The sequence below is a fragment of the Dactylosporangium sp. CA-233914 genome (assembly GCF_050942935.1).
Taxonomy (GTDB): Bacteria; Actinomycetota; Actinomycetes; order Mycobacteriales; family Micromonosporaceae; genus Dactylosporangium.
Map to the genome: position 1 here is coordinate 84,908 of NZ_CP192030.1, position 22,327 is coordinate 107,234.

Sequence of the window (22,327 nt, forward strand, 5' to 3'; positions counted from 1 at the left end):
TTGCGCAACCAGGGCCGTTGAGGAGGTTGTTGCCGCGTAACGGGGAGATCGATACCCCGAGTCGACCCGCGCCTCAACGACCATACCCCGGGCCCGCACCAGCAGTACCGAATCCTGCTCAACCTCATCGATCAACAGACTCGCCGCGTCTCTGTGTGCCAGAACCGTCAAGGTTGACAGACCCTTGCGGCGCCGATTCGGGGCAGCGAAGGCCTGTCTTGATCGGCCAGAATGCCCATCGTGCACAATCGAATCCTGACCGCCGTCACGACCACGGTGGTGACGGTCGGCGCGGCTCTGACGGTCGGCGCGCAGCCCGGCGCCGCGGCGATGATTCCGCGGACGGTCATCTACGTTGCCGGCGTCACGCCGAGCACCACGACGGTCCTCGACGAGGCCACCGGCAAGGACCTCAACACCATCGAGGCCGGCGGCGGCGCGGGCGAGATCGCCTTCACGCCCGGCTCCTGGGACGGAGCCTTCATCAGCGACGAGGCCTTCGACCGGGTGATCCCGATCGGCACCTACAACAGCCGGCGCGGTGACGCCATCGCCGTCGGACACCAGCCGCACGGCCTGGTCTTCCTGCCCGACGCCACCGCGCTCTACGTCGCCAACTGGGGCTCCGACACCGTGTCGTTCATCAACGACACCAACGCGGTGGCCGCGACCATCTCCGTCGCCCACAACCCGCACGGCGTCGCGGTCGCGCCCGACGGCAAGCACGTGTACGTCACCACCGAGGCCGGCGTGCAGGTCATCGACACGGCGGCAAACAAGGTCTCCACGACCGTCGCGGTCGGCACCCGGCCGTACGGCATCACCATCGCCCCCGACGGCAAGCGCGCCTACGTCACCAACTGGGGCGCGGACTCGGTGTCGGTGCTCGACCTCGCGACGAACACAGTGACCGCGACGGTCACCGTCGGTGGCAAGCCCTACGACGTGGCCGTCACGCCGGATGGCAAGTACGTCTACGTCACCAGCAACACCCTGGGCGCGGTCGTCGCCGTCGACACGGCCACGAACGCGGTTATCGCGACCATCCCGGCCGGCGCACACCCGTGCGGCATCGACATCGCGCCGGATGGCAAGCACGCCTACGTCACCGGCCTCGCCGACAACAACGTACGCCCGATCGACCTGACCACGAACACCGCAGCGACCCCCATCCCGATCGGCCACGGCGCGCTCGGCATCGCTGTCGGCGTCGTGGTGAGCCCGTCGGCGCCGTACGTGAGCCTGTGGGTCCCGGAGCAAACCGACCAGAACTCGATCGGCGTGGATGCCCGCGGATCGACGCCCGGCCTGGCCCGCGCCGTCTCGTACACCTATGACTACGGCGACGGCACGACGGAGACCCGTACGTCGCCGGAGCCCGTCACCCAGCACGTCTACGCCCACGGCGGCCGCTACACCGTGTCCGTCACCCTGACTGACGCCGCCGGCGTGACGAGAACCGCCAGCAAGACCGCCTTCGTCCACCCGTTCCTGAAGACGTTCTCGCTGCTGTCGCTGTCCAATATGCGGTACGTCAGCGCCGAAGCCCAGGGCGAGCAGCCGCTCGTCGCGAACCGTGCGTCCGGCGGCTCCTGGGAGAGCTACGACCTGCTCGACTACGGCGCGGGCCAGGTGGCCCTCCGGGCCCGGGCCAACAACCGCTACGTAACCGTGGACGGCAGCGCGCGCCTGGCCGCCACCAGCTACGAGCCGGTGGCGTTCGACCTGGTCCCCGGCGCGAACGGCGTCTTCAGCCTGCGCTACCAGGGCAGATACGTGAGCACCAACAACGGCGCCGGCCCGCTCACCGCCGACCGTACTGCGGCCGGCCCGTGGGAGCAGTTCGCCGGCGCCGTGTCCACGAACCGCCCGTTCACCGCGAAGATCCGTACGTATAACTACATCACTGCTGAGGCGGGCGGCGCGCAGCCGCTGATCGCCAACCGCTACTCCTTCGGCCCCTGGGAGACCTTCGACGTCATCGACGCCGGCGACGGCTGGATCGCCCTGCTCTCCCACGCCAACTACCGCTTCGTAACGGCGGAGGACGGCGGCAACCGGCCCCTGATCGCCAACCGCACGACGGTGGGCGGCTGGGAGCGGTTCAAGCTGACCACCAACGCCGACGGCACGCGATCCCTGCTGGCCGGCGCCAACAACCGCTACGTCAGCGCCGAGGCGGCCGGCACCCAGCCGCTGATCGCCAACCGCACCCAGGTCGGTGCCTGGGAGCTGTTCGGCTACCTGTAAGCACCGCCGGCGGCCGTCGTGGTAAGCCGCCACGACGGCCGCCGGCGTTCGAGCTTCGGCGGGTCACAGGCCGGCGTCCTCAGACACCGTTCCACATCAGAGTGAGCCACCAATGCAACGGGCTGACCGGTGCTGGCACCGATGCGGTCATCGGTGACCGTTGCTGATCTGCGGCCACACGCAAAAGCCGTGCCGTCCGCGCCTACACCGGTCGCCTCCGGCTCGGCCGTCTCGATGCGATTCCTACGGAGACGAAACGGCGAAACCAGGTCGTACTGGAGACGAGGTGGAAGTCGGTGTAGCACAGTAGTGCGCGCGCTCTCCCTCAACGTCTTGTTGCCGTGGGCCTCGAAAGGTAACCCGCCACACACGTCGAGTTGCCCAGGCTCGCGAATCAACCGCAGCCCGGACCCTCGGCAGAACCCAGGGGCCCAGAGCCAGCGGGCGTTCACCGGCCCTCGGAGGAGTTCGCGGGGCTGCGATGAGCTCTGTCGGTCACGCATAATGCGCGCCGTGCGCATTCGAATCGTGGCCGGCCTTACGACGACGTTCGTGGCTGCCGGCCTCGTACTGCTGTCCGGCGTTTATCCCGCCGCCGCCGCGGCAGCCCCCATCGAGCTCCTCTACGTTGCGGCCGCCAACAGCCCCACCACATTTGTCGTCGACCCAGCCTTCGGCAGGTACGTCAACGCCGCTGAGGCTGGTAGCGGGACTGGCGAGGTGGCCGTCGCCCCCGACGCCGGGCTCGCCCTCATCGCAGACTCGAACCACGACGCGGTAGTCGTGGCCAGCCTCAGCCGGGGCACCGTCCAGCGGCGCATCCCTGTCTGTCAGGGTGAGTTGAGGCCAGCGGTTCATAGCAAGTCCGCCGGACGGGGCGAGTTCAGGATCGAGAGTCGTTGAATACTGCTGTTGACGTCGTGACGGCCCAGGATGGGGTCATGAGTCGCAAGAAGGGTCCGCGTTCGGGCGGTCCGCGGGCACGCCGGTCGTTCACGCCGGGGCAGAAACTGGAACTGCTGGCCGCGTATGAGCGGGCCGTCACGGCCGGTGAGGGCGGGGCGTTCCTGCGGCGGGAGGGCTTGTACTCGTCGTTGATGTCGGAGTGGCGTCGGGCTCGTGACGCCGGGCTGTTGCAGGGCAAGCCGGCCGGGGAGACGGTCGGGCGGCCCAGTGCCGAGCAGGCCGAGATCGCCCGGTTACGCCGTGAGCTGCAACAGGCGCAGGCGAAGCTGGCGCGGACCGAGACGGCGTTGACGATCATGGGAAAAGTTCCTTCGCTGCTCTTTTGAGCGGGCCCGTTCCGGGCTGAAAATGATCACGGCCGCTCGCTGACGCCGTGTGCGCTTGGTCTTCGAGGCCGTGGAAAAGTCGGGTGTGGGGAGCTGCGTCATGGGCCCTTCATTGTTGCTTCGAGCACGCGGATCAGCTTCGCTTTCGTCTCCAGCAGCTCCCGCGGGCGGCCGCCCTGTGACCGTTCGGGTGGAAGGACCGCAGTGCTGGAGTCGAGCCAGGACAACGAGGAGATCATCGAGCGGGTCGCCGCGCTCGACATCGGCAAGGCCACCCTGGTGTGTTGCGTGCGCGTCCCAGGTCAAGGGCCTGGGGGCCGTCGGCGGCAGGAGGTGGCGACGTACTCCACGATGACGCGGTCGTTGCTGACGATGGTGGACCGGCTTCGGGAGCTGGGCGTCACCCGGGTTGTGATGGAGTCGACCTCCGACTACTGGAAACCGGTGTTCTACCTGCTTGAGGCTGCTGGTATGGATGCGTGGCTGGTCAATGCCAAGGACATCTGCCTGGCCGTCCGAAAACCGACCGGCTCGACGCGGTCTGGTTGTGCAAGGTCGCTGAACGGCAGATGATCCGGCCGAGTTTCGTGCCGCCGCCGCCGATCCGTGAGTTGCGGGACCTGACCCGTTACCGGGTCGATCTGATCGCTGCCCGGACCGCGGAACGCAGCCGGGTCGAGAAACTTCTCGAAGACGCCCAGATCAAGCTGAGCGTGGTCGCCAGTGACATCTTCGGCACCTCCGGGCGGGACATGATGGCCGCGCTGATCGCCGGGACACGGGACCCGAAGGTACTGGCGCAGATGGCCCGCAGCCGGCTGCGTCTGAAACTCACACAGCTGGAAGACGCGTTCGTCGGACGGTTCAGCGAGCATCACGGGTTCCTGCTGGCCAAGATGCTGGCCCGCGTCGACGCGATCACCGCGGACATCGCTGAGGTGCACCAGCGTATCGAGGAGCAGATCGGCCCGTTCCTCGCTGCGGCGCAGCGCCTGGACGAGGTCCCCGGCGTCGGACCGGCCACCGCCCACGTGATCATCGCCGAGGTCGGTGTGGACATGAGCAGGTTCCCCACGCCCGCGCATCTGGCCTCCTGGGCGCGGTTCGCTCCAGGAGTCAAGGAGTCAGCCGGCAAGAGCAAAGGCTCCGGCTCCACCGGTCACGGCAACTCCTACCTGGCCAGAGTCCTCGGCGAGGCCGCGGTCGCCGCCGGCAAGACCGACACCTTTCTAGGTGAACGATATCGACGCATCGCCAGACGCCGCGGGAACCGGCGCGCCATCGTCGCGGTCGGCCGGTCCATTCTGACCATCGTGTGGCACCTGCTGTCCGACCCGGCCACCCGATTCACCGACCTCGGAGCCGACTTCTACGACACCCGCGTCAACCCCGAACGCCGCAAACGCAACCACATCCGCCAGCTCGAAGCCCTCGGCTACACCGTCACCCTCACTCAAGCCGCCTGACCGATCCGCAGCCAAAACCCATCCCGGCTCCGCCGGGATGCTGCCGCCTGCCCACTCACCCTTCATTTTCGGATCAGCGCGAGAGCTCTTGGAGGACATCTCCGGGAGCGAGCCGGACGATCCGGACGTGTTCGGGCTCGGCAGGCGCTGATGGCCGCCTACCACGAGCTGACCGGCGCAAAAATCACGACGCGGGACGCGAAGCGGCTGACCGGGATCGCCCGGGCCAGCGCCGAGCGGGACCGGCGCCGGCCGACGCCGGCACGCCCGGCGCGGCGGGTGCCGGCGAACGCGCTCACCGGCACCGAACGCGAGCAGGTCCTGCGTCTGCTCAACAGCCCCGAGTTCGTCGACGCCGCCCCGGCGCAGATCTATGCAGCGCTGCTGGACCAGGGCGTGTACGTCGGCTCGATCGCCACCATGTATCGGCTGCTGCGTGAGCATGAGCAGGTCCGGGAACGGCGCCGGCAGGCCCGGCACCCGGCCCGTCAGCGCCCCGAGCTGGTCGCCGACGCGCCGCTGCAGGTCTACACCTGGGACATCACGAAGCTGGCAGGCCCGGCCAAGGGGGTCTACTACGACGCCTACGTGATGATCGACATCTACTCCCGGTACATCGTCGGCGTCCGGGTGCACGCCCGCGAGTCCGGGCCCCTCGCTGAGAGCATGATGCGCGAGGTGTTCGACGCCCACGGCGTGCCGCACGTGGTGCACGCCGACCGGGGCACCTCGATGACCTCGAAATCCGTCGCCGACCTGCTCGAAGACCTGAACGTGACCCGCTCACACTCGCGGCCGAAGACCTCCAACGACAACCCGTACAGCGAAGCCTGGTTCAAGACGCTCAAGTACGCGCCGGTCTTCCCGGACCGGTTCGCGTCCCTCACTCACGCACGGACGTTCATGAACGACTTCGTCACCTGGTACAACCACGCCCACCGGCACTCCGGGATCGGCCTGCACACCCCCCCAACGTCCACCACGGCCACCACCACCAAGTACGCGCCGGCCGCCTGGACACTCTGGCCGGGGCCCGCGCCGCGCACCCGGAACGATTCAGCGCAGCCCGATCCCTCCCCAAGATCCTCGACCTGCCCGAACAGGTCTGGATCAACCAGCCCGACCAGCAAACCGAGCCCGCACCACAAGCCGCATAACTCCCGTTGGCCTCAATCCCTTGACACGTTCCGCATCCCCGTCGGCATGTCCCCGCGCGGCGTCGCGATCGCGGCGGACCGCCGGCATGCCTACGTCGCCAACTACGGCGGTAACTCAGTCTCGGTCATCGACCTCACCACCTTCACCATCGCGGCGACCGTCACCGTCGGCCGCGGCCCGCAAGACGTCGCGGTGACCCCGGACGGCCGGCGCCTCTATGTCACGACGGTCGACGGGGTCAACGAGCTGGACACCGCGACCAACACGGTCACCGGGGCAGTCACCGTCGGTCAGAACCCGGGCGGCATGGCGATCACGCCGGACGGCGAGTACGCCTACGTCGCCAACCGTGGCGGGAACACGGTCTCGGTCATCAACACCGCGACGAACGCGGTCGCAACCGTCACCGTGGGCGGCGGGCCGCTGTCCGTGGCCACCACCCCGGATGGCGTGCGGGCCTACGTCACCAACTCAACCGATCACACCGTCTCGGTTATCGACACGACCACCGGCACTGTGGCGTCCTCGTTCCTCGCCTGGGGTGGCGGGCTCGGGATCGGCCTCGCGGTCGGCACCGTGGAGCCGGTCGCGCCCGTCGCGAGCTTCACCCTGAACCCGGTCCTCGGCGGCTTCAACAGCGACACGTCGGCCTCGCTGCCCGGCACCGGCGGCTTCGGCAAGTACACATGGGACTTCGGCGACGGCATCGTCGAGACCGTCTCCGGGCCGAACAACGGCCACGCCTACCAGCACGGCGGCACCTACACCGTGACGCTCACCATCACCGACAATTACGGGGCGACCAGCTCCACCAGCCGGCAGATTTCGGCCTACCCGAAGCTCAAGCCGATCTCGCTGCTGGGGAGCAATATGCGGTACGTCACCGCGGAGGACGGCGGCAACCAGCCGCTCGTCGCCAACCGCACTGGCGTCGGTGGCACCTGGGAGCGGTTCGACCTGGTCGACGTCGGTGGTGACGTGGGCCTGCGCTCGCTCGCCAACGGCAAGTACGTGACGGTCGACCCGGGCACCGGGCGGCTGACGGCCAACGGCACCGTCGCCGACGCGTTCGAGCTCGTGGCCATCGACCACGGCGCCTTCGCGCTGCGGTCCCGGCGCACCGGCAAGTACCTCAGCGGCAACGACGGCGCCGGCCCGCTCACCGCCGACCGCGCCGCGATCGGCTCATGGGAACGCTTCTACCAGCTGGCGTACTACGAGCACAGCGCGAACACCTTCCTGCGCGCCACGGCCAACAACCGCTTCGTCACGGCGGACCCGGGCGGCTCTAAGCCGCTCATCGCCACAGGCGACGCGATCGGCTCCTGGGAGACCTTCGACGTCATCGACGCCGGTGATGGCTGGCTGGCGCTGTTCTCGCATGCCAACTTCCGCTTCGTTACGGCGGAGGCCGGCGGCACCCAGCCGCTGATCGCCAACCGCACCACCGTCGGCGACTGGGAGCGGTTCAAGCTCGACTCCAAGCTGTCGAACATGGGCACGAACTCGCTGCTGGCGGGCGCCAACGGCAGGTACGTTACGGCCGAGGCGGGCGGCACCCAGCCGCTGATCGCCAACCGCACAACCATGGGGGCGTGGGAGCAGTTCTATTTGATGTACTGACGCCGGATTGATGCAAGCAGGGCGGCGCACGGCGGTGAGGATCAACGAATAGATTGCTGGCCATCGTGGCTGCCGCAGCTATGACGAACGGGGTGGCCCTCGACGCGGCGACCGGGCCAACCTGAACACGATCACCGGCCCCGGTGCGGTTCACCGCCTACGTCGCCAACAACGGCAACGGCACCGTCTCGGTCATCGACACCCCAGCCCACACGAGTGCCCTGACGACCGAACGGCCCTGGCGGGACATCTGTCCTGACCAGGGCCTTTCATCATGGAGCGGGTGAAGGGAATCGAACCCTCAATGTCAGCTTGGGAACCGTACAAGTCAGGCCAAGGCTCCCAGGTGAAGTGCTCTACAGCTTCGCACTGAGTGGCCTGTAGTGCCCTCCCTGAGCCTGTCGTAATGGCACGCTAATGGCACGCCGATGTGGTCACGCCGCGTCCGGCCTTGCGTTGAACCCGACCGCCAACTCAACATCAAGTGCGCGCGCCAACCGCTCCAGGACCGGCAGCGTCGGCACCGTTCCGCCCGCCTCGAAGCGCGCGACCGCCGACTGCGTCATCGAAGCCGCCTCGGCGAGCTCGCTCTGGCTCCAACCACGGCGTTCACGGAGTTCCCGAACCGCCCGACCCAACTCGAAGGCCAGCTTCGTCGACTCGTAGGCCTCGGCAGCCCCGGGTTCGGCCATGCGCCGGCTGCGCAGTTCGGTCCAATCGCCGCGACTGGTCATTGCTCCATCCCTTCGTCAACGGTGTGCATCTCAGCAATGCACCGCGCGAATGCTCGCCGTGCCCGGTCAACCTCGCGGGTCTCGCGGTCGCGGGTCTTCCGGAACACCGTCAGGAGAACGATCCGCTCTCCAGAAGCGATCCAGTACATGATCCGCACCGCGTCACGCTCCAGATGAAACCGCAGCTCACGAAGCTTGCCGTCGAGCTGCTTCGTGTACGGTTCGCCCAGCAGCGGACCCTCATCGGCCAGCAGGTCGATGTAGAAGGCCACCCGCGCGAACTGCGCAGTCCCCAGCTCTTTGAGCCACTCCTGAACTTCGGGCTCCAACTCGACGGTACCCCACGACATAGCATCGATGCTATAAGGATCCACCCGGCACCGCTGTCCCGCTGCAGCCCGCGGCAACACTCGCAGCTTGTATGCATCCGGACATCAGCTAGTGGCACGCTGGGCAGCTGACAGTCCCGGAACAACAAACGCCTGGCCAGGCCATCTGCCGTGACCAGGTGTTTCGGAGTGGAGCGGGTGAAGGGAATCGAACCCGTCCTCCACCACCCCTGTTGACCTGCCCAAAGACTAACTGCCCTGGTTTGTCCTTGTCTACAGACTCATCTAGTGACACCTAGCTCCACCGGTGATCCCGTCGGTGTTCCCGCGGGAACACCGACGATCTTGACCTTCCCGGATAGGGCCCCTGCAGCGGCCGGTAACGCACAATCTGGGCGTACCCGGCCCGCCCGCAAGGACTCCTGCCGATCTAGGGGGCGCCAGAAACAATGACCGCTAGCCGGCCACGAAACCAGCGGCGATTATCAGAAGCGTGACGGTGGCAACCAGACCGCCACCACCGGCCACCATAGCTGCTGCCGGCTTTGCTCCCGCCAACCACGTCAGGATTCCAGCAATTCCGCCTGCAATAACACCGACAATGAGGAAAATCGCCATCCAAAGAATGCGCACAGACAAGTCCTGTCTCCCATCCAACGAAAGAACGTCAGCGGGAGCGCTGGGCGCGTATAGCTACACCACAGTCCACTTCCCGCCGGTCGGCCAAAGGTCGAAGCTCACGCCGCGACCAGGCCCACGCGGAACCCGCGGATGTGATCGAACTATTTCTCCTGGCGGCTGAGTAGGCGACGGCATCGTTGCGACGCCGGTGCGCGACTGTGCAACCATGGCTAGTGCATGCAGCACCTGCCGTACGAGAATCTGGGCTCGTTCGGCCTGGCGCCGAATTGCGAGTCGAGTCGTGCTTATACGGGCGTACGCCGTTGTGGTGTCATACAGGCCGCCCACATAAGTGCCGAGCACTGGACGGGGGCCGGCGTAGGTCGATTCCGATTCGGTCGCAGCGAAACAGAACGGATCTGCGCTCGTCCAAGACTCGCCAACGGCCACCGACGCAGACGCGTCCAAAGTCAGGAGCGGCTGTCCCAGTTCGTGAACCGCTGTGAAACGTTGTCGGCTGGCGCGCCGCGCGGCCGCGCGGGTGAGTTCGCGCGCAGAGGCGGAGAAGTGGGCCAACTCATGCTTCGACTCGGTGAGCACTACCAGTCGCTGCTGACCGTCGATCACGTGGAACGCATTTTGGCCGCGACCTGGTCCGTACGACCCGACGTGAAATATGACCAGGTCATGCACGTGGAGCGCATCTTGGCCAATGTCGGTAAGGCCTGGTCCGTACGACCCGACCTGAAACATGGCCAGGTCATGCAGCGCCGCGTGCCCACGGGGCGCAGTCCAGCTGACCTGATCCACACGCCGACAGTACCGGTGCGACCGATGCTGGAGACGGTGCCGCGCCGGTCCGGCGATCCTGTACTCACCGAGCGCGGTGTTGTCGTCAACGTCCCTCGTTGCCGTCCGTCGTGCACCCGGCGCGGACAGACGGATGTCTCTCGGGTTGCACTGGCGAGATCACCGAGGTGCCGAGCGCGAACCCGTCCTGATCGCGCCTTGATCGAGCATGCCGAGCGCTATCACCGACACTCTGTCGTTTTTGGCTGGCGCAGTGAAATCTCACGCCCCTGATGAGGTGCGTGATCGGGCGAGGCCGAGTGCGTGTTCGATACGCAGTGACGGGTCGGTCAGCACGCTCATCCGGGCGTGGTCGTAGAGCTGAGTGGTACGCGGGTCGGCGTGTCCGAGGGCATCCTGGCGGTCCTCCAGGGAGACGCCAGCCTCCTTCGCGACGGTGTTGAAGGCGTGGCGCAGGGAGTGCGGGGTGACTTTGTCGCTGGATGGTAGGCCAGCGCGCCGCGCGACGCGGCGCACGAGCCGGTAGATCTGCAGGCGGTTGAGTCGTTTCCCGTCGCGGCCGACGAAGAGCGCGGCGCTGGAAGCTCGACGCTCTCGTCGTTCAGTTAGCCGCCGATGCTGCAGATACTCGTTGATCGCTTCGTCGACCACTGGCGGGACTGCCCGGCGGCGGCGTTGATTCCCCTTCGCGTGCAGGACGACGGTTGCACCGTGTCGGTTCTGTTCACGGTCCGTCTGGTCCAGCTGGCAGACCTCCGACGCGCGTGCGCCCAGGATGACCAGCATGAGGATCACGGGATACGCGCACGGGCCGAGAAACTCGTCCCCGTCGGCGGGTCCGAGCCCAGCATCGTCGTTTCTGGTGTCGTGCCGCGCGGCTAGAAGGAGCTCGTTGACGTCCTCGTGAGCTGGGCTAACCGTCACGGTGAAGCGCCGCTCGACCGCCGGTCGGCGCGCGCGCCGGAACGGGTCGTCAGGGCTTGCTAGTGGACGTGCGTCCTGGAGGTATTCGTACCAGTTCGACAGGGCCGCTGCACGGCGGGCGACGGTCGACGGGGCGAGCGGTCGACCGACGACCATACGGGGTTGTCGATGCTCCAGCTCGGCGGCGCGAGCCTCATTGCGGCGCTGTGCTCGCGTCGCGGGCCTGGGCGTGTGCAACAGGTCGTGCAGGTAGTCATCTGCGTGGGTCCGGCTTGCCGCGGTCGGGTCGATCTGTCGCTGGGCGCACCACGCCGCCCAGTGGCGCACGTCAGTGCGGTACGCCGATGCGGTGTTCGGCGAGCGTTGGCTGCGTAGCCAGGCGTCGGTCAGCGTGTTCAGCCGCGGGTCGGCGAAGAAGTCCGTGGTCGGGATGCGGCCGTTGTTCACTGCGAGGTCGGACCGCTCACCGGTTGCCGTGCCAGTCATCGAGCTGCATCGTAGTGTGCCAACCACGGGCACTGGTTTCAGCGTCGCGTCCACGCAACCGGGCGGCATGCTTCCGCTGGGGGGAGTACGGACCAGCGGCGCCAGTTGTGCCCCGGCCAGCGCGCTGCGACGGTGTTGAGCGCCAGTTCCAGGATTTCCGCCATCGCCGACGGTGCGACGTCGGCCGGTGCGATGGTTTGCAGGGTGTCGAGCACGGTGGGGTAGAGCATCTCGGCGTCGTCGTAGTCGGCCCGGCCTGTGCAGGCCAGGACTGCGGCAGGTCGGTCGAGCGCCGCGCGGAGGGCTGCGGGGAACGGCTCGGTGGCGCCGTCGCAGCAGCCGAGTACGACGCCGGCGGCGCGAAGGCCGGTGGTGGGGCTGCGGAGTCCGGCAAGGGGCAGCATGCCGATGCGGGGCTCCGGGTGGTTGTAGCCGTGTCCGTCCATGATCAGCAGGTCGGTGGCCGAGCGGGCGGCTTCGGCCAGAGTGTGGTGGTCGTTGGTGATGACCAGTCGGCTGGCGATGCGTGCGTGGCGGGCGGCGGCGGTGTGGACGGCGGTCAGGTGCCGTCCGACGCGGTGAGCGGCGGCACGGCAGGTCAGGGTCACGCTGTACGGGCGGTTCATGGAGACGCTCCTCGGCTATGGCGCCCGGTGGTGGGCGTGACCGGGACCGTAACGGCCCATCGAGGCGATGCCGAACATAATTCTGCTTATGTTCGGCACCTCCGGGCTGCAGGCCGACGACCTGGACGAACGACGCGCCACGAGGTGCTGACTCGACCGTGTCCAGCGGTTGCCGTGGCAGCCGTCAGTCGTCCTGCAACTCGCCCGCGTGGAAGCGCCGGACTACCTCGTCAACCGTGTCCTCGCGGAAGACGCGATGGCTCCCGACTCGCTGGATCACGAGGCCGTGCCGCCCCGCGTCGCCCCATGCCCGCACGGTCTGGTCCGTGATCCCCATGACCTTGAGCCGCTCGAATGCCTCGCCGAGCTTCAGCCACCGCGGCTCGTCATCCTGGGTCACAGTCCACCTCTACGTCGCTTTCGTCACCGGCGCAGTCATTTTCGCAGGCTGCCGGAAGAAGACAGCCAGCCGCTATGGCCAGCCCGAGAGTTACCCATTGTGCCAACACGGCACCGCACAGTAAAAACTATGAAAACTATGAAACCTATGAAATTCTGGTGGCATGCACACGACGAGTTCCGCGCCGGTGGCCAGCTGGCCACCGGCCGCGGACTGGCCGACCAGGCGCGCTGCCGTCTTGCCCCCACCGACCGGGCCTGCTTTCGATCCCGGCCCGAGCGCTGGCGATACCGGCGCGAAGATCGCCGACGCGCGTCACGACGGAGGCTTAGTTGCGGTAGCCGGGCTGGACGCGGACCTCGCGCGGGCTATGCGCAACACCGCGGTCATGCGGCAGCTGTTCTATGTGGTGGTCCTGCTCGTGGCCTTGGCCGGGCAGGTGTCCGGCGCGGTCGAGGCGCTCGGTATCCCGCTGCTCTGGGCGGTGCCGGCGGTCGGCGCGCTGGAGCTCGGCGGCGTCGTCGTGCTCGCCAACGCCGACGTGCGGCGCAGCCTGGGTGAGCGGGCGACCGCGTCGCGGGTGCTCTCGGCCGCCATCGCCGCGTTCGCGGTCACGTTCAACTGGATGGCGCATGACAACAAGCTCCTCGCCGGCTTCTTCGCCGGCATGTCCGCGCTGGGCTACCTGGTGTGGCTGATGCACACGGAGAACCAGCGCCGCGACCGGCTGCGGGCCACCGGCGACCTGCCGCCGACCACCCCGGCCTACGAGGTGGTCGGGCACTGGATCCGGCATCCGTGGATCACCCTGCGCGCGAAGAATCTGGCGAAGGCCGACGCCCGCCTCGGCCTCTACAGCTCCCTCGCCGCGGCCCGCGCCGAGAAGCGCAAGGAGGTGCGCACCAAGGCGATCGCCAAGGTGCTGCACCGCAAGATCCGCGCGGCGGTCGACCCGACGACGGCCGACATCGCGGTCGCCGTGTACGACCTGGACGAGATCGCCGTCCGCCTCGCCGACGGCGCCGACTACGACGGTCTCACCGCCCTCATCGACGCCGACCTGGCCGTTGCGCGGCTCGTTGGCGCCGGGCCACAGGTAACGGCCGACGTCGAGAGATGCGGTGACTCACCGGTGGGCAGCGGTTCGCCAGTGCACTGCGACGCGGTGGCGGAGTCGTCGCCGCAGGCTGACGAACTGCCGGCAGCGTTGCAGGTGCAGGATGTGATGTGGGCCTTCTGGCAACGACGGCTCAACGAGGGGGGTCCAGTGCCTATCGCAGCCGAACTGGATCGGGCGGTACGCCACGACAAACCTGTCAACTACGCCAGCAAGGTGCTGAAGAAGTGGCTGGACGCCGAGCGGATCACGGTGGAGCAGTATCAGGCTGCCGTGAGCGGGCGGAAGCGGCCTCGCCAGCGTCAACCAGCCGCGTGATCGAGGTCCGAGGCGTCGGCTGGCCGCGCATCGAGGTGGACAACCGCGTACATGTGCATCAATATCGTTGGTGAAACGGGGGTTAATGCCATGACCGGTGCTCCGCAGATGCGTCGCTCAGCTCCGACCGCCGCACGCCTGGACCTGCGGTGCCCGACATGCCAGGAAACAGACGCCGTCGGCAGGACCGCCGAGCTTTACGCTGCGAGCAGGACGACGACGACGGTCCATGCTCGGTACAGGGACTCCCGAGACGCCGGCGTGATCAGTGGCCGGGCAACCACGACCACGCACCTCACGGCGAAGCTCGCGCCGCCGCCGAAGCCGCTTCCCTGGTTCGCCGTGACGGCGGCAGCGGCCGGTCTACTGGGGCTGACGCTGCTGTGCAGTGCTGGGCTGCTGTTGACCGCCGATCTGTCCACGGCACCGATCCCTGCCCTGCTGTTGCTGTTCGTCGTGCTCATCTGCGCGTTGGGCGGTGCTGGCGTTGCCACCCTCGCGCTGTACCGGAGTCAGCGGGCGGCGCTTCCGGCGTGGTCGCGCCGCCGTGCCGCCTGGGAGCGGCAGTTCTACTGCCAGCGGTGCGGGGTCCAGTTCGTGCCTCCGGCCGTTGCTTCATCTCGCCGGTAGCGCCTGCCGTTCGGCGGCAGGCCTGCCGTCGCAGAGCGGGTCGTCGACACCGCGTGCATAGCGCTACACGCGACGCCGCATCCCGAGTGAACCTTCGGCTCAACTTGGCCGAGGTGGCATAGGACCTTCGGCTGCCCGATAGGTGGGCCCGGTGGCCGCCAGGCCCGAGGCGCTCAGTTGTGATCGAAGGGTCCACACCCCCGTCACGCTGAAGCGCGGATCGACTGTAGGCGTTGACGACAGCGTCACGAACGGCATCGCGCCACACGGCCCCGGACCTCGACAGTTGTTCGGGCTGGCGCACCGTTAACGCGGTCACGGCATCGCCGGCGTCGGTCGTGTACGCCAGCTGCAGAGCCGGGCGCGAACAATGCGCGATGACCATCAGCGGCACCGCAGACGGTATCGGCCCGGCCGTTCCCTTCACGACGATGGCGTGATCACCACCGTCATGCGCTGGCATCGGGCGTCGCCGCCGGCAGCAGCCGCGACACGGTCGCGTTTCCAGCGCTCGTGTGCGTCAGGACGCTGCGGCTTGGCACCGGTTGGCACCGGTTGGCGCGTTCACGTCGTGGTGCGGCCACGGCAGGGTCGAGCAGGTGATCACCGCTGGTTCGTTCGCGGTGTATCGCCTGCCGGCGCCGCCGGCAGGGCTGCGCGCAGACGCAGTCGAGGGCGAGGTCTGTTCGACGCGACGGGGGAACGATGGAGCACAAGGCGACCGAGGCGACACCGCCTACTGATGAGACGCCGGTTCACCACTCGGGGGAGGCGGCGATGTCGAGGCATCGCAGTGCCGAAGCTGGCCGGGGCAGGCACCGGCGGCCACGCCGCCGCCTGTGGCGGTTCGGGTGGCCGTTTGCCGGTGGCCACCGATGACGACGGTGTCGCAATCGGGTCGCGCCGCTGTCGTTAACGTTCAAGCCGACAGCACGACAGTGCCGGTGACGGTGTCGTTGTGGCAGATCACCCGAGTGGTGCGCCGCCACCTGGAGCGCACGGTGCTCGGTCCCGCCGGGCTGAGCCTGCCGGATTACGTCGTCCTGCAACTGGTGGGCGCCGCTCCGGGGGCAAGGACGTTGGACGTCGGCCGCCGGGCGGGGATGGCGAAGGCGACGCTCAACGGTATCGTCGGCCGGCTCGAGGCCCGTGGGCTCATCGCGCGGCGCCCGGCTCAGGACAAGCGCGTCGTCCAGCTCGGCGTCACGCCGGACGGACGCGCGGTGCTGCGGCAGCTGCGCCGCGAGGCGGCTGCGGCTGAGGCGACCCTGCTGACCCGGTCGGCGATTCCCGCCGAGCTGCGCCGGCTGGTCGTATCGGTAGACGCGCTGATCGCCGACACACGCGACGACGTCGTCAATGACGGCCCAGGCACCACGCCCGTAGACGCCGCTGGCGCGATCGATCATGCCGGCCCCGCCCGCGGCGCCTCGGCTGCCGCGACCCTGTCTCCACCGGAGCGACCGCGGTGACCGGCCGGACAGTCTTGACCGGGCCGCTGCGCGACCTCCTCGCCGAGTACGACGGCATCGCGCAGACGGCGCTCGGTCAGCCGGCCGCGACCGACATGGACTTCGCCGCGCTCGACCCGCTGCTGCACCACCAACTCGACACACCCGGCCCGGATGCACCGCAGACCGCCTCGGTGGCCCGGTTGGCACGGCACGTCCTGTCGGTGGTGGCTGGGGTGATGCGTGCACCGATGCACGGCTGGGCGGGTGCGGTGCACGGTGGTCCGCTTGCCGCAACGGTGGACATGCTGGCGCAGGTCCGTGCGCGCCATCCAGACCTCGTGGTGTATCTGACCCGGACGGGTCACGGTCACGTGCGGCAGGCCGTGACGACGCTCGGCCTGCCGGTGCAGATCGTCCGGCACAGCACGAGCGGCGCGATGAACCTGCTGCACCTGACGGCGACGCTACGCCGAAACGCCAGGACCACGGCACCCGCCATGATCGTCGCGTCCGTCGGCACCCCGGCGACCGAAGCCGTCGACGACGTCGTCGAGGTCCGCGCTGCCACGGCCACGCACCCGGCGGCGGTGCACGTCCATGCCGACGCGCCGCTCGCCGGTTGGCATCGAGGGCTCCTCGACGCAGAGGCGGCGACCCGGGCGCGGTTCGACCTGATCGACGGCGCTGACAGCGTCGTCCTCGCCGGGCAGTTCCTCGGCACCCCACGGCCCTCGGCCATCCTGCTGCACCGCGCGCAGCTCACCTTCACCAACGAAACCCACTCGGACCGGCGCGCCCGTGGAGTCGATGCAGCGCCCAGTCGGCTCGGCACCTCGGTCGGGACGGACGGGGCAGCGGCCGTCGTGCAGCTGTGGCACGCCATCAACGTCATCGGTGTCGACGGGCACGCATCGCGGGCCCGTCGCGCCCGCGCCTTGGCCCGGTACACGCTGCGCCGGCTCCAGGAGACCAAGTGGTCGGCGTGGGCACACCCGGACGCGGTGACGGTGCTGTTGCAGCCACCGTCAGCGGCACTGCGGCAGCGATGGTCAATGCCGGTCGATGACGGCTGGGCCCGGATCGTGTGCATGCCCGGCCGCACCGAGGCCCACATCGACCAGTTCCTCGCAGAACTCGCCCGGGACCAGCCGCCGCAGCAGCGCGCCACCGCTCCGCCCGGCTCATCCGTCGATCCCGGCCGGCCGGCCGACGCCCGGCGGGCCCGGTAGTCCATGCCCTGACCGGCCGTGGCACGCAGCGCGGCGGTCCCAGTACACCGAAACCGTCCACGGGGGGATGTTCACATGCTCATGTCCAGACGCCAACTTCTCGTCTCAAGCGGTGCCGCCGCCCTAACCGCTGCCGTTCCTGGCGGGCTGTTGGGCACCGCGCCAAGCCTGCTCGGGCTGTCCGCCACGCCGGCGTACGCGGTACCACCGCCCATTGATCCGCCGTTGCCGTACACCGGGCAGCCGCCAGCCGGTGAGGACCTGTGCTTCCTGCCCGCAACGGTCCAGCTGGAGCTGCTGCGCCGGCGCAAGGTCAGCGCCGTCGAGCTCACCCGGGCACACCTGGCCAGGATCACCCGGATCAACCCGGCCATCAACGCGTTCGTCTACCTCGTGCCCGCCGAGCAGGTCCTCGCGGCTGCGGCCGCCGCCGACCAGCGCTACCGGCGCGGCACGCAGCGCCCCCTGGAAGGGCTGCTGATCGGGATCAAGGACCTGTTCGACTACGTCGCCGGCATGCCGAACTCGTTCGGGTCCAAACCGTTCCGCGATCTCGCGTTCATCCCACCGGTTACCAGCGTCTACGTGCAGCGGCTGCTCGACGCAGGCGCGATCGTGGTCGGCAAGACCGCAACCGCGGAGTTCGGGCACAAAGGCACGACCGACAGCCTGGCGTACGGGCCCACCTCCACGCCGTGGGACCTGAACTACAACGCGGGCGGGTCCAGCGGCGGCTCCGCCGCCGCGGTCGCCGCGTACCTGGTCCCGCTGGCGCAGGGGTCCGACGCCGGCGGCAGCGTCCGCATCCCCGCCGCACTGTGCGGCGTCGTGGGGTTCAAGCCCAGCCAGGGGCGCATACCGCAGGACGCGCCGCCGCTGCCGCACACCCCGATGCTCACCCCCGGGCCGATCGCCCGGACCATCACCGACACCGCGTTGCTGATGCAGGTGATGGCCGGCCCGAGCCCGCTGGATGCGTTCAGCCTCCTGGACGCCGAGCAGTACCTGCGCGCGCTCACCGGCCGGGTCCGCAACGTCCGCATCGCCTACTGCCCCGATCTCGACGTGTTCCCGCTCGATCCGCGGGTCCGGCAGACGGTCGACGCCGCGCTCGACACCATCCGCTCCGCCGGCGTCCACATCGACACCGTCTCTCTCGGACTGGACCAACTGCAGGTCCATCCGCTGCACTCCGGCACCGGCCGCCCGGCGACGCAGCGGGACCTGGCCGACCTGTGGCTCATGCAACAGTCGGTGCTCTACGCCCACGGCCGCGACCTGTTCCTCGTCGAAGGCGTCGGCGTCGACCTGCTCGCCGACGACATCGCCGAGCAGCTCGCGCCAGAGTTCGCCGAGATGATCCGCCGCGGTGACGCCACCAGCGCCGCGGCATACCGGCACGGCGACTTCCTGCGCATCGCGGTCCACGCCGCCTTCGAACGGACCCTGGCCCGCTACGACGCGATCCTCTCCCCGACCGTCGCCACGCTCGCCGTCCCCAACGCCGCCGACGGCGGCACCCTCGGCCCAGCGGACATCGGCGGTGTCGCGGTCGACCCGCAGATCGGCTGGTGCCTGACGTACCCGGCGAACTTCTCCGGCCACCCGGCAATCTCCATCCCCGCCGGGCAGCACGGGCACTTCCCGGTCGGGATGCAGCTCATCGGTCGCCGCGGCCACGACGCCGCACTGCTCAACCTCGCCTACGCCATCGAACGGCGCCGACCCTGGGCCACCGACCTCCCCCGTCACTGACCACTTCCACCTGATCACGCGCACTCCCACCGGAGGACACCATTGTCAGGCATCGCCAGCCGTCAACCCGGCCTGTTCCACTTGCACCGACCGGAGATCATCGCCGATCCCACCGGCTTCTACGCACAGCTCGTGGCTGAGCAGCCGGTGCTGTTCGACCCGGTCGCCCACACGTGGCTGGTATCCCGGCACACCGACGTCCAGCTCCTCCTCGCACACCCGGCGGCGTCGGTGCGGATGGACCACACCGCAGCCCTGGCCCGATTCCCCGGTACCGGATTGGAGGCAGCGTTCGCCGCCCTTGACCTGCACGTGTCGTTCGTCGACGGCGCCCAGCACAGCCGTATCCGCCGGACCCTGAGCGAGCCCGTCCAGGTCCGCCACGTCCGCACCCACCTCGCAGGCCTCATCGACCGCGCGGTCGGCGCCGCCTTCACTGACCTCGCCGGCCTCGAGCTGATCGACGTCGTGCCGGCGATCGCCGCCCGGGTGCCCATCGACGTCACCCGGCAGCTGCTCGGCATCCCCGACGACGTGGACACCGCCACCATCCGCCGATGGTCCCTCGCCTGGGGCGACATCGTCGCCGCCCCCGGCCACGTGCCCACCCGCGACCGCGACACCGTCCTGCGCACCGTCGCCGAGCTCATGGAACACCTGCAGCGGCTGGTCACCATGCGCAAGCAGCGCCCGGGCGACACGATGATCGACGCGCTCATCGCAGCAGTCCACGGCGGTGAGCTCAGCCGCGACGAGCTGCTCGCCAACGTACTCATGTTGATCACTGCCGGAAACGAGACCACCACCAACCTGATCTCCGCCGCAGTGATGGCGCTCGCCGACGACCCGGGCCTCTGGTACATGCTCAAGGACGAACCTGACCGAATCCGCGACGTCGTCGAGGAACTCGGCCGGCTCCATCCACCGACGCAGTACACGGCCCGCCGGCTCCTGGAACCGGTCGAGTTATCCACCGGCGACGTGCTGCCAGCCGGCGCGAGCGTCGCGCTCATGCTGGCCGCGGCCAACCGCGACCCCGCCGCATTCGATGCGCCCGACCAGCTGCAACTGGACCGAGCCAGGGCCCGGCCGGTCACCTTCGGCCACGGCCCGCACCATTGCCTCGGTGCGCCGCTCGCCCAGCAGGAGGTCGTCGCCGTGCTACATCACCTGACGGCCGGGTACGAGCAGCTGAGCCCGGTGTCAGGGAGGCATTGGCGGCTGAACGCGAACCTCCGCGGCCTCGCCAGCCTGCCGATCACGCTCACCCCCACGCGGTCAGGAGCCGGCCGATGACCCCGCCGCCACAGTCCTCCACGGTGTCCGGCACGGTCCACCACCGGATCTGGCAGCAGGCGCAGCGTGCACCGGACGCGGTCGCGGTCGTTGATGACGACGGCGCCGCGCTCACCTACCGGGAGCTGACCGACCGCGCCGATGCCGTGGCCCGGGACCTGGGATGGCTCGACGTCGCCACCGAGCAGGTCGTCGGGGTCTGTTGGCCCCGGTCGGTCGACGGCCTGGTCCGGGTGCTCGGCGTCCTGCGCGCTGGCGCCGCGCTGCTCTACCTGGACCCCGACTGGCCGGAGCAGCGCCTTCGCCACATGACGGCCGCCTGCACGGTGCAGCTGGTGCTCGACCGCTGGTACGGCCTGCGCGTCCTCGATGTCCAGCAGCCGCCCGCGGCCGCGGTCCTGCCGATGGTGCACGGGCCGCTGTGCTACGCCGTGTTCACCTCCGGCTCGACCGGCACCCCGAAAGGGGTCCTCGTCGAACACCCCGGCGTGCTCAACATGGCGGTTGAACTCGCCCGGATCTTCCGGATCGGACCCGGCACCACCGTGCTGCAGTTCGCGAACTGGTCCTGGGACGCGGCGATGTGCGAGATCCTGATGACCCTCACCGCCGGCGGCACGCTGATGCTCGCCCCACCAGCGGTCCGGGGCGGCGGCCCCGGCCTGGCCGCCCTGCTCCGCCGGCACGCCGTCAACGTCGTCACACTCACCCCCTCCGTCCTCGACGCGCTTCCCACAGCGGACCTGCCGGCCCTGCGGACGGTGGTGGCCGTCGGCGAGCCGTGCCACCCCGCGCTCGTCGCCCGCTGGAGCACCCCGGACCGCCAGGTGTTCAACGGGTACGGCCCGACCGAGACCACCGTGGCTGCGACGGTCGCGGCCTGCACGCCCGGCGCGGATGTCCACATCGGCACCCCGCTGCCCAACGTCACGACGCGGGTCGTCGACGAGCACGGTCACGAGCTCGTGGCCGGGAAGGCCGGTGAGCTGCTGATCGGTGGGATCGGCGTCGCCCGTGGCTACGCCGGAAGCGTCGCGGCGACGGCCGCCCGGTTCACCACCGATGGACTCGGCCGCCGCTGGTACCACACCGGCGACCTCGTCGCGCGCCGCCCGGACGGCGCGCTCGACTACGTCGGGCGGTCCGACGACCAGATCAAGATCCGCGGGCACCGGATCGAGTTCGGCGAGATCGAACACGTGATCGCCGAGCTTCCGGCGGTCCGTTCCTGCGCCGTCACGACCGTCGCCGACCAGCTCGTCGCGTTCGTCGTCGCCGCCGGCGCAGACCCGGTTGCGGGACTGTCAACTGGTCCGGCAGCCGATCCCGATCACCTGCCGGACCTCGTGCTGGCGCACGCGCGGACCCAGCTGGCCGCATTCGCCGTGCCGAGCACCGCGATCGTGGTGCCGGCGCTGCCGCTCACCGGCAACGGCAAGCTCGACCGCGACGCGCTGACCGCCTGGGCCGCCGCCCGCATCGCCGCCCCGTCCGCTGTCGCGGCCGACGCCGCCCCGGCAGCGGAGGCCACGCTGCGCATGGTGCTGCAGGTCGTCTCCGATGTGCTGGGCCTGCCCGTGGGCCCCGGCACCGACTTCATCGACGCCGGTGGCCATTCGCTGCTCGTGGCGCAGTTGTGTGTCGCGCTCAGCGAGACCTTCGGCCGGGAAGTGCCCTACCTGACCGTCGCGATGAACCGGACGCCGGCCGCCTTGGCGGCCGCGATCGACGCGACGACCGGCCCCGTCCACCCCCACCCGGCCATCGGAGGTGCGTCATCGACACGCGGCTAGCAGACCCGACCACGTC

19 protein-coding genes and 2 pseudogenes are annotated in these 22,327 nt (G+C 69.1%); 15 read left to right on the forward strand and 6 right to left on the reverse strand.

The window, feature by feature from the left end; genetic code table 11:
• The first annotated feature begins 240 nt into the window (after window positions 1-240).
• The 8 genes and pseudogenes from ACQPY0_RS00380 (at window position 241) to ACQPY0_RS00415 (ending at window position 7,789) form a co-directional block, all read left to right on the forward strand.
• Window positions 241-2,250, forward strand: coding sequence for a PKD domain-containing protein (locus tag ACQPY0_RS00380; protein WP_432982812.1), 2,010 nt, complete (start codon window positions 241-243; stop codon window positions 2,248-2,250).
• Window positions 2,251-2,763: 513 nt separating this feature from the next.
• The gene (locus tag ACQPY0_RS00385; protein WP_432982815.1) at window positions 2,764-3,153 is read left to right on the forward strand and encodes a YncE family protein; all 390 of its coding nucleotides are present in this window, start codon (window positions 2,764-2,766) and stop codon (window positions 3,151-3,153) included.
• A 38-nt stretch (window positions 3,154-3,191) separates the two neighbouring features.
• Window positions 3,192-3,542: a hypothetical protein gene (locus ACQPY0_RS00390; protein WP_432982817.1), complete on the forward strand. Its 351-nt coding sequence runs from the start codon at window positions 3,192-3,194 to the stop codon at window positions 3,540-3,542.
• Between the two features lie 204 nt (window positions 3,543-3,746).
• Window positions 3,747-4,115, forward strand: a complete 369-nt coding sequence (locus ACQPY0_RS00395; protein ID WP_432982820.1) for an IS110 family transposase — start codon at window positions 3,747-3,749, stop codon at window positions 4,113-4,115.
• Window positions 4,022-5,008 carry an IS110 family transposase gene (locus ACQPY0_RS00400; RefSeq protein WP_432982823.1) on the forward strand — a complete coding sequence of 329 codons (987 nt, stop codon included), beginning with the start codon at window positions 4,022-4,024 and terminating at the stop codon, window positions 5,006-5,008. The genes ACQPY0_RS00395 and ACQPY0_RS00400 overlap by 94 nt, the downstream gene beginning before the upstream one ends.
• A gap of 183 nt (window positions 5,009-5,191) precedes the next feature.
• Window positions 5,192-6,165, forward strand: a pseudogene (locus ACQPY0_RS00405) (IS3 family transposase); the annotation flags it as partial.
• Window positions 6,166-6,289: 124 nt separating this feature from the next.
• Window positions 6,290-6,415: pseudogene (locus ACQPY0_RS00410) on the forward strand (hypothetical protein); the annotation flags it as partial.
• A 57-nt stretch (window positions 6,416-6,472) separates the two neighbouring features.
• On the forward strand, window positions 6,473-7,789 hold the full coding sequence (locus ACQPY0_RS00415) for a PKD domain-containing protein (protein ID WP_432995902.1): 1,317 nt from the start codon (window positions 6,473-6,475) through the stop codon (window positions 7,787-7,789).
• 434 nt (window positions 7,790-8,223) lie between these two features.
• Here ACQPY0_RS00415 and ACQPY0_RS00420 read toward each other — a convergent pair whose 3' ends face one another.
• The 6 genes from ACQPY0_RS00420 to ACQPY0_RS00445 form a co-directional block, all read right to left on the reverse strand.
• Window positions 8,224-8,523, reverse strand: coding sequence for a helix-turn-helix domain-containing protein (locus ACQPY0_RS00420; RefSeq protein ID WP_432982826.1), 300 nt, complete (start codon window positions 8,521-8,523; stop codon window positions 8,224-8,226).
• Window positions 8,520-8,873 (reverse strand): type II toxin-antitoxin system RelE/ParE family toxin, encoded by a 354-nt coding sequence (locus ACQPY0_RS00425; protein WP_432982829.1) that lies wholly within the window; start codon window positions 8,871-8,873, stop codon window positions 8,520-8,522. The genes ACQPY0_RS00420 and ACQPY0_RS00425 overlap by 4 nt, the downstream gene beginning before the upstream one ends.
• A gap of 435 nt (window positions 8,874-9,308) precedes the next feature.
• Window positions 9,309-9,491 (reverse strand): hypothetical protein, encoded by a 183-nt coding sequence (locus ACQPY0_RS00430; protein WP_432982832.1) that lies wholly within the window; start codon window positions 9,489-9,491, stop codon window positions 9,309-9,311.
• 1,053 nt (window positions 9,492-10,544) lie between these two features.
• Window positions 10,545-11,693 (reverse strand): tyrosine-type recombinase/integrase, encoded by a 1,149-nt coding sequence (locus ACQPY0_RS00435; protein ID WP_432982835.1) that lies wholly within the window; start codon window positions 11,691-11,693, stop codon window positions 10,545-10,547.
• 38 nt (window positions 11,694-11,731) lie between these two features.
• Window positions 11,732-12,319 (reverse strand): hypothetical protein, encoded by a 588-nt coding sequence (locus ACQPY0_RS00440; RefSeq protein ID WP_432982838.1) that lies wholly within the window; start codon window positions 12,317-12,319, stop codon window positions 11,732-11,734.
• A 184-nt stretch (window positions 12,320-12,503) separates the two neighbouring features.
• Complete coding sequence (locus tag ACQPY0_RS00445; protein ID WP_432982841.1) at window positions 12,504-12,719, reverse strand: hypothetical protein; 216 nt, start codon at window positions 12,717-12,719, stop codon at window positions 12,504-12,506.
• A 388-nt stretch (window positions 12,720-13,107) separates the two neighbouring features.
• Between ACQPY0_RS00445 and ACQPY0_RS00450 the strand changes: the two genes are divergently transcribed.
• From ACQPY0_RS00450 to ACQPY0_RS00480, 7 genes are all read left to right on the forward strand, one after another.
• Window positions 13,108-14,154 carry a hypothetical protein gene (locus ACQPY0_RS00450; RefSeq protein WP_432982844.1) on the forward strand — a complete coding sequence of 349 codons (1,047 nt, stop codon included), beginning with the start codon at window positions 13,108-13,110 and terminating at the stop codon, window positions 14,152-14,154.
• Window positions 14,155-14,205: 51 nt separating this feature from the next.
• Complete coding sequence (locus tag ACQPY0_RS00455) at window positions 14,206-14,784, forward strand: hypothetical protein (RefSeq protein ID WP_432982847.1); 579 nt, start codon at window positions 14,206-14,208, stop codon at window positions 14,782-14,784.
• An 875-nt stretch (window positions 14,785-15,659) separates the two neighbouring features.
• Window positions 15,660-16,256, forward strand: a complete 597-nt coding sequence (locus ACQPY0_RS00460; protein ID WP_432982850.1) for a MarR family winged helix-turn-helix transcriptional regulator — start codon at window positions 15,660-15,662, stop codon at window positions 16,254-16,256.
• On the forward strand, window positions 16,253-17,467 hold the full coding sequence (locus tag ACQPY0_RS00465; protein WP_432982853.1) for a hypothetical protein: 1,215 nt from the start codon (window positions 16,253-16,255) through the stop codon (window positions 17,465-17,467). Before ACQPY0_RS00460 ends, ACQPY0_RS00465 begins: the two co-directional genes overlap by 4 nt.
• Window positions 17,468-17,617: 150 nt before the next feature.
• Window positions 17,618-19,222, forward strand: coding sequence for an amidase (locus tag ACQPY0_RS00470; RefSeq protein WP_432982856.1), 1,605 nt, complete (start codon window positions 17,618-17,620; stop codon window positions 19,220-19,222).
• Window positions 19,223-19,303: 81 nt separating this feature from the next.
• Window positions 19,304-20,518, forward strand: coding sequence for a cytochrome P450 (locus ACQPY0_RS00475; protein ID WP_432982859.1), 1,215 nt, complete (start codon window positions 19,304-19,306; stop codon window positions 20,516-20,518).
• The gene (locus tag ACQPY0_RS00480) at window positions 20,515-22,311 is read left to right on the forward strand and encodes a non-ribosomal peptide synthetase (protein WP_432982862.1); all 1,797 of its coding nucleotides are present in this window, start codon (window positions 20,515-20,517) and stop codon (window positions 22,309-22,311) included. Before ACQPY0_RS00475 ends, ACQPY0_RS00480 begins: the two co-directional genes overlap by 4 nt.
• The last annotated feature ends 16 nt before the right edge of the window (window positions 22,312-22,327 follow it).